The following is a 16,145-nucleotide window of genomic DNA, read 5'->3' as shown; positions in this document are numbered from 1 at the left end:
TTCTTTCCCCGTGGCTACCCCTAACCCTTAACCCTTGGCAGCGTTCATCATTTGCTCGACAAAATTGGTATAAACTTCCCCTTTAAGAAATGCGGGTGTTTCTAAGATTTTTTGATGGAAACCAATCGTGGTTGGCACTCCCGTAACCGCACACTCCCGCAGCGCTCGTTTCATCCGTCGAATGGCTGCCTCACGGTTGGGTCCCCAAACAATTAACTTGCCAATTAACGAGTCGTAGTAGGGCGGGATTTCGTAATCGGTGTAAACGTGGGAATCCATGCGAACGCCAGGGCCTCCCGGTGGCAGGTAACCGCTAATGCGTCCGGGTTGGGGACGGAAGTTATGATCGGGGTCTTCGGCATTAATCCGACATTCAATGGCATGACCTTTGAGAACAACTTGGTCTTGGGTCAGTTGTAATCTCTCGCCTTGGGCGATGCGAATTTGTTCGGCAATCAAGTCTAAACCAGTGATCATCTCGGTAACGGGATGCTCAACTTGGATGCGGGTGTTCATTTCCATGAAGTAGAAGGCACCTGAGGCATCTAAGAGAAACTCGACGGTACCCGCACCCACATAGTTGATCGACTTTGCCGCCATGACGGCTGCCATCCCCATCTTTTCCCGCAGTTCCGGGGTGAGGGCTGGACTGGGCGCTTCTTCTAAGAGTTTTTGATGTCGCCGTTGGATGGAGCAGTCGCGCTCACCGAGATGGATTACGTTACCGTAGCTGTCAGCTAAGATTTGAAATTCGATGTGGCGGGGACGTTCGACAAATTTTTCGAGATAGACGCCGGGATTGCCAAAGGCGGCTTCAGCTTCTCCCTGGGCGGCAAGGAAGAGTTTGGTTAAGTCGCACTCTTCCCTAACGAGGCGCATTCCCCGTCCCCCTCCTCCCGCCGTGGCTTTGATCATCACGGGCAGGCCAATTTTCTGGGCGATCGCATGGGCTTCTCGTTCGCTCATCAGAAGTCCCTCACTTCCTGGCACGGTGGGAACACCCGCACGAATCATCGTTTCTTTGGCGGTGGATTTATCGCCCATGGCTCGAATGGCGTCTGGGGTGGGGCCAATGAAGGAAATTTGATGATCGGCACAAATTTCGGCAAAGCGAGCATTTTCTGCCAAAAAGCCATAACCGGGATGAATCGCCGTGGCGTTACGTGTCAGGGCGGCGGCAATAATGTTGGGAATATTGAGATAACTTTTGCTACTGGGGGAATCACCAATGCAAACGGCTTCATCGGCGAGTTGGACATGAAGGGCGTGTCGGTCAATGGTGGAGTGGACGGCAACAGTGGCAATCCCCATTTCTTCACAGGTTCGGAGAATCCGCAGGGCAATCTCCCCACGATTGGCAATCAAAATTTTTGAAAAATGCATAGAACAGCGCTGCTATACCCGTATCAGATAGGATAGAGGCGATCGCGCACCCTATTTGTACTTTTTGTGAAAAGTTGTGTTGTGGCTAGGGTTGCGAAGCCTCATGAGTGAGTCAGGTCGTTTACCCGTAGACCCTGACGCTGGGATATTCACTTTTTTTCACGAAGCATTCATCCATCCCCAAGCGGGAGGTCAGCCGAACGCCTACATTGATGTTCTTTAACTCCTTTAGTGGTGTACTAATCAGGAAAAAAATATTTTCAGTAAAATTTCTTTCTTTTTGCTATAATCAGCAATACGCGGATGTGGCGGAATTGGTATACGCGCACGTTTGAGGGGCGTGTGGCTTTGCCTTGCGAGTTCGAGTCTCGCCATCCGCATAATAACTAGTTCTGCAAAACTTGGATATTCTGCGACTTTACCCATAAGTTGATCTACGGGACAGCTTATGGTTAAACACATGGTATCCAAGCCTTAAGGCGGCAGGGATAGTCGGTACTGATGTTTGTCCCATCGGCCTTGGTGGCTCACTCCAAGTCGGGAACCTCTCCTCCTTCCCTGTTGCCTGAACCTATACGCTGAATTGGCAGATAGAGCGTCCTATTCTTCTCCTTCTACCTGTTCGCGATACTCATTCACGGACAACGAATCGATTAATTCATCCGCATCATTGATGCGTAGCTTGACTAACCAACCTTCACCATAAGGGTCTTCTGCGATCAATTCAGGAGACTCAATCATCGCTTCGTTGCGCTCAATCACCGTTCCGGAGATCGGAGCATTCAAATCCTCAACCGCCTTCACTGATTCAATACTGCCAAAGCTTTCGCCTTTTTCTAACGCATCACCGATTTCTGGAAGTTCCAGAAACACGATATCCCCCAACTGGTCAACGGCAAAAGCACTAATGCCAAGGGTGGCAATTTCCCCATCGAGCCTGACATACTCGTGAGTCTCTAAATATTTCAAATCTTCAGGATATTCCAATGTCATCTCACATCCTCACTACACAGCAGAACAGCAGAGCTAAGTTTACAACTTCTCACCCGTGGGAGTTCAAAACTAAGCTAACGGATTGTGACAAACCCAAGCCGTTATTGGCAATACGCTAAAGCTTGCAGATTTCCCCCATAAACTAGTCCGTCGAGAGGCAAGTACCCCAACCCCCTGGTTAAGCTTCCGGTTATACTGACCGCTTACTTGTGATCTATCGTCCTGCCTACCTATGGATAAACAAACCCTCCAACGATTGCTATGGGGTGAATTTACCTTCAAACGACTGATACGCTCCCTCATCTTCATTTACACGTTTTTTTGCCTTTATGTCTTTTTCTTTGCCGACGGCAAGATCTTTTTGCCTCAACCCTCCAGCTATTCCGACACCAGCGACATTCTCAAGGTGACGACTCACGATCAGATCCAGCTTTCAGCAGTTTATCTTCCGAATCCGGCATCTCAATACACCATTGTGTATATTCACGGGAATGCTGAAGACTTAGGAGATATCCAGCCTGTGTTGCAATCCCTGCAAAAAATAGGGTTTAGTGTGTTTGCTTACGATTATCGGGGGTATGGTACCAGCGAGGGTAAGCCCTCAGAACGCCATGCCTATCGAGATATTGAAACCGTCTACAATTATTTGATTCAGCAACTGGGCGTACCCGCACAAAAGATTATTGCATTTGGACGTTCCGTCGGAGGTGGCTCAGCGGTTGATTTAGCGTCACGCCAACCATTGGCAGGGTTAATTATGGAAAGCAGCTTTACCTCAGCGTTTCGAGTGGTGATCCCGTTTCCCCTCCTGCCTTTTGATAAATTCTCTAACCTCAACAAAATCAAAAAAGTGAAATGTCCGGTACTGATTATGCATGGAAAAGCCGACGAAATTATTCCCTTCCAGCATGGACAAAAACTGTTGGCGGCGGCGAATGAACCTAAATTCTCATTGTGGGTCGATGAAGCCAGTCACAATGATTTGATGTGGGTGGCGGGTGATCAATATGCAGCAGCCTTGCGGAAATTTGCTCAATTGGTTGGACAGTCGCATCCTCAGCCCTAACCCCTGCTCACCCTATATCGCTTAAACCGATTACTTTAGTAAGAAGAGACTTTATATAGTCCGGCTTGCTTTTAGCTACGGCATGAGTGTTGAAAGGTTTAACACATATCAGAATTGCCGTCAAATAGGTGCAGGAAATAAGTCGGGTGTGACATCTTTGATGCTCAACAAAATCTTAGCCCAGAAGGAGCTTGACGATGTCAAAGTGGCAGGAGTTGACTCGTTTAGGAAGGCTTGGCGTTCGGCAACAATGGCAACCTCGCAAATTCGTTATGCTGCTCGTGATCAGCACAACAACTGTTGTGGTGAGCGCAACTGCCCTAATCAGCTACTCTGTTGTGCGTGGACTGATTCTAGACAATTTAAAGCAAAATGCTCTGTTGAAGGTTCAGCGAAGGAGTGATGAAATCGATGAATGGCTAGCCATCCAGAAGGTTAGGGTAGAAGCGATCGCCAATACTCCCACGGCACAGACAAAAAATTGGTCGGTGGTACAACCCTATTTAAAATCCGAAGTAGAACATGCCTTGGACTTCTACAATTTTTCCCTCGTCAACCCTGATGGTTCGTTTTACACCACCAAAGTGGGTCGAGCAACAGTGAATGTAAAAGACCGCAAATACTTTCAAAAGGGAATGGCTGGGCAAGTATATGTGGGCGATCCCGTCATTTCTCGCAGCCTTAGGCACGTTGTCATTCCGATTGTTGCCCCCATCCGGTCAAATGCCACTGCCAAACAGCCCATTGGGCTAATCAATGCCAATATTCGTTTAGAGCGAGTGACTCGCGTGGTGGAGAATCTGAAATATGGCTCTGGGAGTTATGCCTTTGCTCTTAGTTCTGAAGGAATGCCAATTGTCCATCCTAATAAGAGTTTAGAGGGCAATCTCGATCAACCAACACCCAGTTTTCTACAGGCAAAAGACCCTGACTTGGCAAAAGTCGCCCGCCAGATGGTATATAAGCATAGCGGGATTTCGCGGGTAAAAATGGAGGGAAAATGGGTCTATGTTGCCTACTTCCCCCTACACCAAGCTGACTGGTCGATCGCATTGGTGATTCCGCACGAGATTATAGAATCCAAGTTACGGGCACTCAATCTATTAGCGTCAGTCTTGGGGGGACTCTTAGCCATTGCTACTATTACAGCGTTATGGCAAGTCTTCTCTTTAGAGCAAACTCGTGCTCTGGCTGAACGAGAAGCCCTCCTAAATCGACTGACTGAGCGGATTCGTGCGTCTCTCGACCTCGACCAAATTTTGCAAACCACGGTGGAGGAATTAGGCACTCTGTTGCAACTAGAACGAGTCATTTACGTTACGGTGGACTCCCAACAGCAAACTTTGAAGATTCGGCGGGAATACTGCAAACCAGGCACAATAGCGCAACTGACACCATTTGATGGGTCAACATTGACGGAGTTTGAATCTCGCCTACAACAGGGTGAACTGATGTTCTGCAAGCGAGCAACGCCTTGCCTCAATACCTCACCCTTACAATTAGAACCACACAGCTATTTAGTTCAACCCGTCCGACAAGATAGTGTCACCCTAGGCTATCTGATTTGCACCCCGGCTACCCGTTCGTTTTGGAATGACGCAGAGCGGGAACTGTTACAGTGTGTCACCGATTCCTTGGCGATCGCCATGACCCAATCCCAACTCTACAGCCAAATCCAAGCCTCAGAGGCTGAACTCCGTGCCCTCTTAGAAGCCATGAGTGATACAGTGATGGTCTTCGATGCCCAAGGGCGCTATTTAAAGTTCATTCAATGGAATCCAGCCTTGGTTTACAAACCAACGGCTCAACGGATTGGTAAAACTGTCCATGAGGTGCTGCCCAGGCAAGCGGCGGATTTGGTTTTCGATGGCATCCAACGGGCTTTATTTACTCAAGCTACAATCCGAGTCGAGTATAGTCTGCCCATTAACGGCAAACGAGAATGGTTGTTTGCGACGGCTTCACCCTTCATGACGGATCAGGTAATTTTTGTAGCGCGGAATATTACGGAACGCAAACGAGCCGAGTCAGCCTTGCGAGAAGCTGAAGAGAAATATCGCAGTATCTTTGAGAACGCGATTGAGGGCATTTTCCAGACGACAGCCGATGGCTGCTACCTGAGTGCTAATCCAGCACTGGCCCGAATGTATGGCTACAAATCCCCGGAAGAACTCATCGCCCGACTTACGAATATTGGACGACAACTTTATGTCAACCCCAACCGGAGAGCCGAGTTTCTTGCGGCTTTAGATCACCATAAAGAGGTTTCTGATTTTGAATCTCAGGTGTATCGCTCCGATGGCAGCATCATCTGGATTAGTGAAAACGCTCGTGTGGTGCGCGATGAAAAAGGGAAGCTGCTTTACTACGAAGGGATTGTTGAAGATATTACAAAGCGCAAGCTTACAGAAGAGGCACTCAGGATAGAACAAGAAAAGTCAGAGCAGTTATTGCTCAATATTTTACCCAAGGCGATCGCAGACCAGCTTAAGCAAAATCCGGGTTCTTTAGCTGAACGCTTCGATGAGGCAACCGTTCTGTTTGCCGACATTGTTGGCTTTACCCCTATATCGGCTCACACTTCGCCAGAAAAATTGGTCAATTTGCTCAATGAAATCTTTTCTACTTTTGACCAGCTAGCAGAGCAACACGGTTTAGAGAAGATTAAAACGATCGGGGATGCTTACATGTTAGCCGGGGGTTTACCCATGATTCGCCTGGATCACGCCGAGGCAGTGGCTCAGATGGCGCTCGATATGCAACGGGAAATTGCTCACCAAGCCATCCAGTTGAGTGTACCCGTTCAGCTTCGCATTGGCATCAATACCGGTCCCGTTGTTGCGGGAGTGATTGGGATTAAAAAGTTTATTTATGACTTGTGGGGAGACACGGTAAATACAGCCAGCCGCATGGAATCCCACGGATTGCCTGGTTGTATTCAGGTTACAGCTACCACTTACCATCGATGCAAGGAAAAGTTTATCTTTGAGGAACGGGGAGTCGTTCCTGTCAAAGGTAAGGGAGATATGCTCACGTATTTGCTTAAGGGCAGGAAACTTTAACAACGGATGGGGTAAGGATGTGCCATTTGCATGAGTTTTCTGGAGCCATTTGCTTCCTGCCCTGTGCCTTCTTCACGTTGTTACCTGTTTAAGCATTTTAGTCATTTCAGCACGGTTCGGTGATGCGTCAAGCGCTGTCTGCTCAGTAATGCGACCATGTCTGTAAAGCTGATAGAGTGACTGATTCATGGTACACATACCATCGATCGCACATTTGGGAATGAGCGCCTCAATTTCATCGACTTCACCGCGTTTAATGTAGTCTTTGAGCGCCTCAGTATTGATCATAATTTCATGAGCAGCAGCACGTTTCTCATCCGTGGTTCGCACCAAAGTTTGAGCAATGACACCAACTAAAGATTCAGCTACCTGGATTCGCATCGGAGCCTGCTCATCTGGGTTATAAAGATTGAGAATTCGTTCTATTGTTTTGACGGCACTATTGGTATGCAACGTACCAAAAACTAAGTGCCCAGTTTGCGCTGCTTTCAGGGCGGTATTAACCGTTTCCTTGTCGCGCATTTCCCCAATTAATATCACATCCGGGTCTTCCCGTAAAGATGCTTTAAGCGCTGTATCAAATTTCAGCGTGTGAAGACCCACTTCCCGCTGATCAATCACTGCCTTGCGACTTTCATGCACAAACTCAATGGGGTCTTCAATGGTAATAATATGCTTTGGCATCTCATTAAGGTAATCAACCATTGCTGCCAACGTTGTCGATTTTCCAGAACCCGTTGGCCCTGTGACTAAGATTAAGCCGTTGTGGTATTTGCATATTGTTTTGAATACTTTCGGTAATTTCAAATCCTCCATTGTCATGTTGGAGCTTGAGTAACTTTAATCATGGGTTTTGAAACCTGCTTGTGAAGGCACATACAGTGATGTATCTCTGGAGACTGAGGAGGATATGCACTTTCTGCTAACATCCTCATCTGTCTGGCGAGATATCCTATCGCACTCATTCTCGACAATTGCCTTTTGGGCAATGCTCTTACGCGATTTCCCCTTTGGGGCAGCACAAGAGCGATCGCTCTTGTGCGTGGTTAGAATTGAAACCAGCGCTCTATGCCGTTGTTGTAACTAAAATTTCAGGTGAGTGCTCAGAACTGGAGTTTAGACTAAGAAAAAACTACAGCAATCTACAAGTGGTCGCACACAGATGGGCACTCAGTTAATCTCATTCCGTCTCAAAGATGAAGAGGTCGCTCTGCTGATGCAGTATGCTAGCTCCGAGGAGAACGCGAGTCTGACTGCTCAACGAGTCATCCGGCAGCTATTAGGAACCCAAGACATTCCATCGGACAAACTCACAAGTCTCTTAACTCAAGTCAATGAGTTAAGAGAACAAGTCAAGTCTGTCAAAATCTTTATCGATGAAACGATTAACGAACGCCTGGAAGCCGTAGACAGACTCGTTGACGAGGCCGTTCACCAACAGATGCAAGCAGAACTGCTCCAAGCGCGTGGGCGTTTCGATAAATTTGAGCAGCGCTTAGACAAGTATTTTCAGATTCTCCGGGCATCCGGTCGATTACCTGCCCCGAAAAAGAGGTCATCCGAACTGCTGATTGAGCCACTCCATCCCTCGGATTTAGCTCAACGCTTGATTAATCCCAAAACCGGATATCCTTACTCCCCAAGTGCTATCAGTCGTCAGAAGGATCGCGTGAATTTTCCGTTTTGGTCAGAGGCGCGTGACCCGCAGGGTATACCGTGGGAGTACGATCCCAACGATGGCTTATTTTATCCGCTCCAGCCTTCTTAATTAAGCAGACTCTTGTGCGTCAAGCACTCCCTCAATAAATTGTTGCATCCGTTCGTAGTGCGAACCTCTCCAATAAATTTGGCTACATGCTCCGCAGCGATGAAATTCATCAATCTCTAAGCGGGTTTGGTGGGGGAGTTGGTCGAGGATCGATTCTTTTGATACAGGTTCTAACAACCCATTGCAGCGTATACATCTTTGAAACGGTAGGATTTTCCCAAACAAGTCGAAGCGTCGTACTACCTCGATGATCTGTTGCTCTGGGTTAGTCGCCCTAACATAGTATCCATAGGTTACTCGACTTCGCATCAATAAACCTTTGTCACGAGTGAACAGCACCCGTTGTTGGGAGGCAGAAATTTCAGCTAATTCTTCGTCATCGTAGTCGTTGCGGTATAACGTGTCGAAGCCCAGTAAGCGCAGGGAGGAGGCTAATTTCCCTAAATGGACATCTAGAACGAAGCGCAGGATACTGGGCAGTGGAGGTCGGAGGGAGACGACAGGCGTGATGTTCTTGGCAGTAGAAATCGGGTGGACATCAATGCAATCGCTATCTTGAACAATATAGGAGAAGTCCACCGCTTCGGTGTTGACCAAGATACAGTCCACTTCCGTATGGGGAACACCCAAGGCTTCGATTATGTCCTTAATCGAGCATCGCTCTTTAAAAACATGGGTAAAGCTGACCTGTCGCTGGCTAGGTGGCAAAAAGTCGTTGAGTTCTGCGTTAAAGCGAAACACTACTTTAGCCATAGGGAGTGTTAAACCAAACTCTGCATCAACTTTAACGTGACTGGGCGACTCATCAGGAACTTCTATCCCCCCGTAGCCGTCAACTACAAAAACAGGCACTCCCGACACTCCAGAATTTAGAGAAAGCTTTTTCAGGATTATTCTTGGGGTCATGATGGAAGCCAGTTGAGCAACTGTCCATCCTCAGACGGCGGCAACCCCTAAAAATTGACTCAGATCGGCTCAAGAGTGACTGTCACTTGAGGGAGTTGCATAGTGGCGTTTTTTTCCGGATGAGAATTTTCTATCGTCGGAGTATAAAGAGTTGAGGTTGAAAGATATGCAATTAGTTCAAAGCTTTATCTCGATCGCGGAAACGGCTGCCAAACAAGAGGCTCGTCAACTCAAGACTACTTCTAACACTGAGGCTCAACAAGGGTCGAAGCAGCTAAGTCTCAATGGCAAATTCCATCGGCTGATTTAAAGTAGAACTAAGTCGGGTTAGGGGTAACCTGGCTTAGTTAAAAGAGAGTCATTTAAGCTGAAGCTTTGGCATAACCAATCTTAGGTGCAGAGTAAATAGAAACAAAGACAGAGTCTTGTGTCCCTTCATTAACCGCACCGTGAACTTGATTTTGGTCTGCAATCGCAAATTGACCCGCACTCAACGTTTTGCGTTGACTGCTGCCTAAGTAGTAAGTGAGTGTGCCTCGCAGCATAAACCATGTATCTTGCCCATTGGGATGATAATGAGCTTCAACCTCTTGTCCCGGACGCACAGCCCAAACGGCAATACTAGAGTTTTCGGTAATCACCACTTCAGTGACGACTGCTTTTTCATCGGAGAAACAGGCGTAGGCTTCAAGAGCAAAAATTCTTTCATTCATCACTCACCTTTGATGCATAACTAACCATTAGCAGATTCACCCTGGCGAACTGTATTGAGCAATACTGGAGAAGCGACTAAGACGGGTTTTCTCTATTTGCTGGAGGGACGATTTTGGGAGCGATAGAAGGGTTTTTTGACGACTAAGGCGGGATAGGTTTTACCCCGAATTTCGACTTCGAGTGGTTGACCCATCTTCGATAAGGAAGTGGGAACATAAGCCAGTGCGATCGCTTTTCCTATTGTGGGTGATAGCGTCCCACTCGTCACTTCCCCCACCACTTGCCCTTCATGCTTGACCGGGTAACCATGACGCGCAATGTGACGCCCTTGCATCTCGATCCCGACTAAGCGTTTTTCGACTCCATTTGTTTTTTGTTGCTCTAGTACCGAACGTCCGATAAAATCGCCTTTTGTATCCAGGTGAACAACCCAACCTAAGCCAGCTTCTAAGGGAGTAGTGGTTTCGGTAATATCTTGCCCGTAGAGTGCCATCGCCGCTTCCAAGCGTAGAGTATCTCTCGCCCCTAAACCACACGGCGTGACACCGGCACTCAGGAGGCTGCGCCACAGTTCTACCCCAACTTCTGGGTCTACCATCACTTCAAAGCCATCCTCGCCGGTGTAGCCTGTTCTAGCGAGAAAAGCAGGCTGACCCAAGACTGTTCCTTCGATATGTCCAAAGGCTTTGATGGGGGTTAAGTCTTCCTTGACAAATTTCTGAAGATGTGAATTAGCTTGCGGCCCCTGCACAGCAATCAAGACTTTTTGTTTGGAGAGGTCTTCTAAACTCACGGGAGTCTCTTCAAGATTGGCGACTAACCATGCTTTGTCTCTTGTCCGGGTTGCGGCGTTAACAATGATGATGCCTCGTTGCTCACCCGCTTCATTTTCACCTTGGTAATAAACGATGATGTCATCAATGATGCCAGCTTGGGGATTCAACAAAGCCGTATACTGAGCTTCACCGGCTTGCAACCGTTTTAGGTCGGAAGGGACGAAAGGCTGCAAATATTCCAGCACTTGCCTACCCTTAAAGGCAAATTTCCCCATATGCGAGATATCGAACATCCCCGCCGAAGTGCGTACCGCCTCATGTTCGGCAGTAATACCGCTAAACTGCACAGGCATTTCCCAACCGGAGAAGGCCGTGAGTCGGGCTTTTTGTTCTACAGCGAGTGGATAGAGGGGGGTGCGTAAAAGGGTGGGCGATGTTTCTGGTTTGGATGCTTCGGATTGAGCCACAGTTTGTCTTCAGTCGCTGGTGGTATCTTTAATATCTTAACGAGCTGCGATCTCAATCCCCTAGAGGGGGTGAGGTGTGCGATCGCCTGACATCTTGCATCTACCTTGCTCACCCACCAAGGACTTAAGTCCTTGGTTCATAGCGAAAGTCCTCTGAAAGAGGACTAAATGCTTAGTGTAAATGAATTATTCAGTCCACTTAAGTGGACTTAAGCTATTAGCCCAGAACTTAAGTTCTGGGTGGGTTTGGTAGCGAATTCGAGAGTGCGGCAAAATGTGCGATCGCGCTATTCATTTCACTTTAAGACAATTCAATCTTCTGACTCTGGTGTTGCAGCATCGCTGCAAAAGCAGTTTTCGCTTCCTCTGTCTCGGTTGACTCATCCAGCTTCTTTTGGAAAACTTGCCGAATCAACTGATGCAGGCTGTAGGTTTTCTTATCTGTTTTGAGCAAATGTAGTTTAATTAAATCTCTTCTTGGCTTTTCCACGTCTTCTGGAGGGAACCCTTCACCTCGGAATTGGATGCGAGACGGATACAGTCCCACCGATACAGAACCAATACATATCTCTCTGTGTACAGAAATTTGTTCAAACGTCCTGATAACTTAAAGATGAGGGTGGAACAAATACAACAGGAGATATCCAACACTCAAACCGGAGAGTATATCCATGTCTAAGGCTAGAAAGCAGCAGATTGAGGAAGCAAGACAGCAAGAAATAGTCAAGCATATGGCTATTTTCACCAATAGTATGATTGCCCCGCAATTAAAACAGAGTTCCAAGCGTCGGCTGATTGAACTGAATGTTTTAGATGAGAGTGGCATTGCTGCCAAGGGTAAGGCCGCACTTGTTTGAACGTTAACCCATTAATCACAAACTTAGACCACAAATTTAGGGCACGATAATATCGTGCCCTAAATTTGCGTGATCGCTTTTATTAAAAGGTTAGTTAAAAATACATCCTGTAATCGATAAAATTAGCGCGGAACAGCGATAAAATACCCGAATTGTAATGTTTAGCACAATATAAAGCGTCGAAATCTTCAATACTGGCACTCTAGGGTTAAATTAACTGGGTGTGCGTTCGCAAAGCGTGCGTAGAACGCAATCCCATTGCCATGATTTAGGATTGGGAGATTTGGCTTTTAAATTATTGAAATTCCAACTCCAAATCCTATGTTCCTATTTTGATAGATAAATCCTTAATTCCCGTACCTTTAATCGTTCTATCCACTTAATGGTCGTTTAGGCTCTGATAACGATAGAAAGCATAAGTATCAAATAAGGCTCCCACAACGCTACAGGCGGAGCTAATCGTCATGACACCTTGGACGGGACACCCACTGCCAAAGGTGGCGAGAAACTGCAATAACTGGGTGGTGCCTGCTTGACCGATAGTTTCTAAGCCGGGAACGCAGCTAATAACCCCCAATGAGGTGAATAAAAGAGTCACCACTACTATTGGAGCCACAAAACACAGAAGGACGGTCAGCACGAGGGAACGGAGATAGTTGGGGAGGATACTCATAAATCAACCAGATTGCAGAAAATGGATCTCAAGTACGGAATTTAGCTTGGTCACTTTCCACAATAGGGGCGATCCTCCATTTCCGACCGAGATGTCAAAATTCTTAAATCTTCATTAAATATCTTGGTGAAAGTCCGTAAATCTTACTCATAAACCCATAAAAATCTCAGATTTGTCTGATAGGTACATGGCCTGCCATTCCCAAAAGCTCAGAAAAAAGCCACTTGGCATCACCTCAGGGAAATGCATCTCATTGTATTTCGCACAAAATCGGGTAAAGTGGCAACACTGGAAGCTCGCTCTTCTCAATGTAATACACCCCCTTTCAAAAGGAAATATTTGTCAAGATCAGCTAGAGTGTGCGTATCACAGCTAGCGCTATGGGGCTGATGAGAGGGTGAGTCACGTTCCTACCCTACCAGCAAACTGTGCAATTTCTGAGAATCTGTGAATCAAAAGTTTTCATTGTTTAGAGCAAGATGGCTATGTCTGGGCGTGTCTCTCCCAAACACCTGCTACAGAACGTCCACTTGAATTTCCTTACCTAGGTTAATTGGGCTGGACGAGCTTCCACATCAAAACCCGCCTCCAAGCCTCCGTTCAAGCCTGTTATAGGAGCCATATAAAGTGACAGAGATTCAGTGTCTGAAAATTAAATTTCGTAGGGATAAAGCTGAGGAAGCCGTGCGCTGGGTACACTCCCTGAAAGAGCGTCAAGAAGAAGTTGCAGAATTACTCGATGCTGAAGGGATTCGGGTCGAATCGTTGTTTCTCGAACGCTCTGGTCAAGACGTATATTTATATCAATATGTTCGAGCTAATAGTTTAGAGCAAGCCTATGAAGCGTTTATGAAATCACAAATCTCCATCAGCGAAGAAACTCGAAATTTTATCGATGAAATGTGGGAGGATGGTCAAAGCCTTGAACTAGTGGTGGATTTTGAACGTCCTTAATCAACTTTCCCTATAAAACTCTGATGAAATAACGTAGAGAAATTATGTCTAAAACTAGGGTTAGAGTAGTAGCTCGTGTTGTGGCCTTTCCCGACAAAGTAGAAGAAGTTAAATCCATTTTGCTAGGACTCATTGAGCCAACACGCCAGGAGGACGGTTGCATTGTTTATGAGCTTTTGCAAAATCAAAAAGACCCAAGCGATTTTACCTTTGTGGAGGAGTGGGAAAGTCAGGAATTGCTGAATACTCATCTGGCTACACCACACCTTACACAAGCAGCTTCACAACTACAGGGTTTAATTGCGGCTGAACCCGATATCCGCATTTATCAGTTACTAGGGTAGGCTGTAGGGTGGAACAAGAGATGCGCCCACTTAGACGGCTACTTTCATCCGTAAAACCGCTTACAAATTAGAAGATTGTCGCTGATAAGCTAGATAAACAGCCTCTAGAAATTGGTTGGCCGTGACTCCTTTCGGCACCTTTTCTAAGGCAATTACATCTTTGCTTTGATGAGCGAGTTGTCGGCTCAATTCGGCTCTCGCCTCAGGAATCATCGCCGCTCGCCGCTGTAAATATTCTCGAATCACAGCAAAGTCTTCGGGTAACATACCGGAAAAATCAGCGTCAATTAGGAGCTGGGTTGCCAAGGTTTCAGCCTCTTTAGAGACGGGAAAGCTGGAAGAGGCAACTGGTTGTTCTTCTTGAATCACAAGAGTTCCCGCAACCAAATCTCCCAATCGTTTTTCTCGCTTGCCTAACACGATGAAGAATACACCAAGAAAAAAGATATCATCAACAGGTCGTAGCAATGAACGCAGTGTAGCTTGTTGTAGCCTCACTGGTTTTCCATCATCGCCAATGACACGAATTTTGGCAAAGCGTTTACCGGGTGTTTGTCCCTGCCATAGGGTTTCAAAAACAACAAAGTAACCGACATAAATAAAGAAAGTAATTAATAATTGAATAGCCAAAAGCCACAGTTCTAGTTGCCTGTTCGTTCCGACTAAATTGCCGATAACCTCTAAGACTTGATTAGAAAATATTGCCCAAGTAATGAAAAATCCCAATAAGAGTAAGCCCCAAACCAAATAATCGATTAACAGGGCATAAGCTCGATTTCCGATTCCTGCTAGGGTGAATTCTAGTTCAACGCTTTCTGGAGTTTGGAGCGTGACTCGGTTGAAAAATCGCATGACAGTTAAGCAAAGCTTGAGGAAGGTAGTTGATTATTCTTTAAGCTTCGCATTTCACACCGAGTGTGTCAGCTAATAAAAATAGTTAACTAGAGCTGCCTTATCCCGATGCGACTTAAAACGCTAAGCAAACGGTTTGTATGCTAGCAGTAGGACAATGCTAGCGTCAAAAGGCTCTGGCTGAGTTGCTCTAAGGTGATTGCCAATCCCGTAACTGCAACCCCAATCCTTCCCGACGGCTGCGAACGTCATAGTAAACAACAGCTTTGATGGCTTGCCAGAATGGCATGGTCACAGCCCCACCGGCAAAACTGAGTACTAGGGAAATGATATACAAAGTCCGGTAAGTTGCAGAACCCTGTTCCATATAGAAAAGTGGTATTTGAGGCAGATAGCCCGTGATTAACACCATGGGGAGTGTCACCAAAAAAGTCACTAAAAATACGCCTTGAATGCGAAAGGCTGATGTTTGTGTTAATTCCCAACTTCTGCCAATGCTGGGAATAACTTGACTTCCCTCTTCAACAGCTAATATTACCTCCGCTAACCATACGCGGGAGTAGAACCAACTCAGACCAAGTAGTACGATAAAAACGCTAATAATCACAGACACGATTGTACCAAATGCTGGATTTATCAAGCCTAATACAACCCCTAATATGCCCGCGACAATTACAGAAATAATTCCACAAATTATATAGAACGCCAATAATAGAATACCTACCACAATCCCCTGAAATAAAAAAGACCAGTTTCTTCGATTGAGTTGACCACGACCCGTATTAACGGTTTCTGGTTTATCGATCAATTCACCGAACCCTAAGCGGGAAATCAAGGCAGAGTTTGTCAAATACTGGGACAAGCAATACAGGAAAATGACCAACCACAGGGGAATAATCAACCACAAGGCCGATAAACCCAATGTTTTAGTAACAAACAAAAAGACGAAGGGAATAATTAGCAAAAAGGGAAGTACTATCCACAACGTGGCAAACACAGCGACGCTGAAATAGGATTTTAAGTGAGAACGGTAGAGACGTAAACCTGTACTGACTGCATTGCCAACACTGAGCGGTTGAATCGGTTGGCGAGAACTCGGATTCATAGACATGACCAGACTTCCCCGATTGTGTGAGGCGAAATAAGGCTATCTTAACCATGTCTGGAAGAATCTCTGAGGAAAATTTATGAATATTCAATCTTCGATAGCACGAAGCTTACCAAACTGGCACAAGCTACGGCTTTGGGCTATCGCTAGATAGAGCAAGGTTCATGGGATGTAAGAATGGCAGAGCCACTCTGAGCCTGAAGTATGCAGGAACGCCTGATA

The 16,145-nt window shown here is 46.4% G+C and carries 17 protein-coding genes, 1 tRNA gene and 1 pseudogene; 9 read left to right on the top strand and 10 right to left on the bottom strand.

All coding sequences use genetic code 11. The annotated features are described in order from the left end of the window. Nucleotides 1-27: 27 nt before the first annotated feature. On the bottom strand, nt 28-1,383 hold the full coding sequence (gene accC, locus NDI48_14610; GenBank protein ID MEP0832402.1) for an acetyl-CoA carboxylase biotin carboxylase subunit: 1,356 nt from the start codon (nt 1,381-1,383) through the stop codon (nt 28-30). A gap of 299 nt (nt 1,384-1,682) precedes the next feature. On the opposite strand from accC, the gene NDI48_14605 reads away from it, so the two are divergent. Beyond that, nucleotides 1,683-1,763 (top strand) — tRNA-Leu (locus tag NDI48_14605). A 220-nt stretch (nt 1,764-1,983) separates the two neighbouring features. Here the strand turns inward: NDI48_14605 and gcvH are convergent. Further along, on the bottom strand, nt 1,984-2,376 hold the full coding sequence (gene gcvH, locus NDI48_14600; GenBank protein ID MEP0832401.1) for a glycine cleavage system protein GcvH: 393 nt from the start codon (nt 2,374-2,376) through the stop codon (nt 1,984-1,986). A gap of 232 nt (nt 2,377-2,608) precedes the next feature. Between gcvH and NDI48_14595 the strand changes: the two genes are divergently transcribed. Together NDI48_14595 and NDI48_14590 are read left to right on the top strand one after the other, a co-directional pair. Beyond that, entirely contained in the window at nt 2,609-3,442 is an 834-nt protein-coding gene (locus NDI48_14595) for an alpha/beta hydrolase (GenBank protein MEP0832400.1), read from the top strand. Nucleotides 3,443-3,639: 197 nt separating this feature from the next. Beyond that, nucleotides 3,640-6,504 carry a PAS domain S-box protein gene (locus tag NDI48_14590; protein ID MEP0832399.1) on the top strand — a complete coding sequence of 955 codons (2,865 nt, stop codon included), beginning with the start codon at nt 3,640-3,642 and terminating at the stop codon, nt 6,502-6,504. Nucleotides 6,505-6,576: 72 nt separating this feature from the next. Here NDI48_14590 and NDI48_14585 read toward each other — a convergent pair. After that, nucleotides 6,577-7,326 (bottom strand): annotated as a pseudogene (locus NDI48_14585) (PilT/PilU family type 4a pilus ATPase). A gap of 88 nt (nt 7,327-7,414) precedes the next feature. Here NDI48_14585 and NDI48_14580 point away from each other — a divergent pair. Next, nucleotides 7,415-7,591: a hypothetical protein gene (locus NDI48_14580; GenBank protein MEP0832398.1), complete on the top strand. Its 177-nt coding sequence runs from the start codon at nt 7,415-7,417 to the stop codon at nt 7,589-7,591. 75 nt (nt 7,592-7,666) lie between these two features. Next, entirely contained in the window at nt 7,667-8,272 is a 606-nt protein-coding gene (locus NDI48_14575) for a hypothetical protein (GenBank protein MEP0832397.1), read from the top strand. Here the strand turns inward: NDI48_14575 and NDI48_14570 are convergent, their stop codons facing one another. Then, a complete protein-coding gene (locus NDI48_14570; protein MEP0832396.1) occupies nt 8,273-9,124 on the bottom strand; it encodes a Mut7-C ubiquitin/RNAse domain-containing protein in 852 nt (283 codons plus the stop codon). It abuts the gene before it with no gap. Between the two features lie 220 nt (nt 9,125-9,344). Between NDI48_14570 and NDI48_14565 the strand changes: the two genes are divergently transcribed. After that, nucleotides 9,345-9,488 (top strand): hypothetical protein, encoded by a 144-nt coding sequence (locus tag NDI48_14565; GenBank protein MEP0832395.1) that lies wholly within the window; start codon nt 9,345-9,347, stop codon nt 9,486-9,488. A gap of 52 nt (nt 9,489-9,540) precedes the next feature. Here the strand turns inward: NDI48_14565 and NDI48_14560 are convergent, their stop codons facing one another. The 3 genes from NDI48_14560 to NDI48_14550 form a co-directional block, all read right to left on the bottom strand. After that, the gene (locus NDI48_14560) at nt 9,541-9,891 is read right to left on the bottom strand and encodes a cupin domain-containing protein (GenBank protein ID MEP0832394.1); all 351 of its coding nucleotides are present in this window, start codon (nt 9,889-9,891) and stop codon (nt 9,541-9,543) included. Nucleotides 9,892-9,983: 92 nt separating this feature from the next. Next, nucleotides 9,984-11,135 (bottom strand): glycine cleavage system aminomethyltransferase GcvT, encoded by a 1,152-nt coding sequence (gene gcvT / locus NDI48_14555; GenBank protein ID MEP0832393.1) that lies wholly within the window; start codon nt 11,133-11,135, stop codon nt 9,984-9,986. Between the two features lie 301 nt (nt 11,136-11,436). Continuing rightward, entirely contained in the window at nt 11,437-11,682 is a 246-nt protein-coding gene (locus NDI48_14550; protein MEP0832392.1) for a hypothetical protein, read from the bottom strand. 124 nt (nt 11,683-11,806) lie between these two features. Here NDI48_14550 and NDI48_14545 point away from each other — a divergent pair, with 124 nt between their 5' ends. Next, nucleotides 11,807-11,992 (top strand): hypothetical protein, encoded by a 186-nt coding sequence (locus NDI48_14545; protein ID MEP0832391.1) that lies wholly within the window; start codon nt 11,807-11,809, stop codon nt 11,990-11,992. A gap of 379 nt (nt 11,993-12,371) precedes the next feature. Here NDI48_14545 and NDI48_14540 read toward each other — a convergent pair whose 3' ends face one another. After that, entirely contained in the window at nt 12,372-12,665 is a 294-nt protein-coding gene (locus NDI48_14540) for a hypothetical protein (GenBank protein MEP0832390.1), read from the bottom strand. Between the two features lie 627 nt (nt 12,666-13,292). Between NDI48_14540 and NDI48_14535 the strand changes: the two genes are divergently transcribed. Together NDI48_14535 and NDI48_14530 are read left to right on the top strand one after the other, a co-directional pair. Continuing rightward, nucleotides 13,293-13,619, top strand: coding sequence for a DUF6176 family protein (locus NDI48_14535; protein ID MEP0832389.1), 327 nt, complete (start codon nt 13,293-13,295; stop codon nt 13,617-13,619). A 44-nt stretch (nt 13,620-13,663) separates the two neighbouring features. Further along, nucleotides 13,664-13,963, top strand: a complete 300-nt coding sequence (locus NDI48_14530) for an antibiotic biosynthesis monooxygenase (protein MEP0832388.1) — start codon at nt 13,664-13,666, stop codon at nt 13,961-13,963. Nucleotides 13,964-14,023: 60 nt separating this feature from the next. Here the strand turns inward: NDI48_14530 and NDI48_14525 are convergent, their stop codons facing one another. Together NDI48_14525 and NDI48_14520 are read right to left on the bottom strand one after the other, a co-directional pair. After that, nucleotides 14,024-14,815: an RDD family protein gene (locus NDI48_14525; protein ID MEP0832387.1), complete on the bottom strand. Its 792-nt coding sequence runs from the start codon at nt 14,813-14,815 to the stop codon at nt 14,024-14,026. 190 nt (nt 14,816-15,005) lie between these two features. Next, on the bottom strand, nt 15,006-15,926 hold the full coding sequence (locus NDI48_14520) for a hypothetical protein (protein MEP0832386.1): 921 nt from the start codon (nt 15,924-15,926) through the stop codon (nt 15,006-15,008). Nucleotides 15,927-16,145: the final 219 nt, after the last annotated feature.

The organism is Microcoleus sp. AS-A8, from assembly GCA_039962225.1.
Lineage (GTDB): Bacteria > Cyanobacteriota > Cyanobacteriia > Cyanobacteriales > Coleofasciculaceae > Allocoleopsis.
Note: the sequence above shows the minus strand (reverse complement) of the source record. Positions and strands in the feature narration are given on the sequence as shown.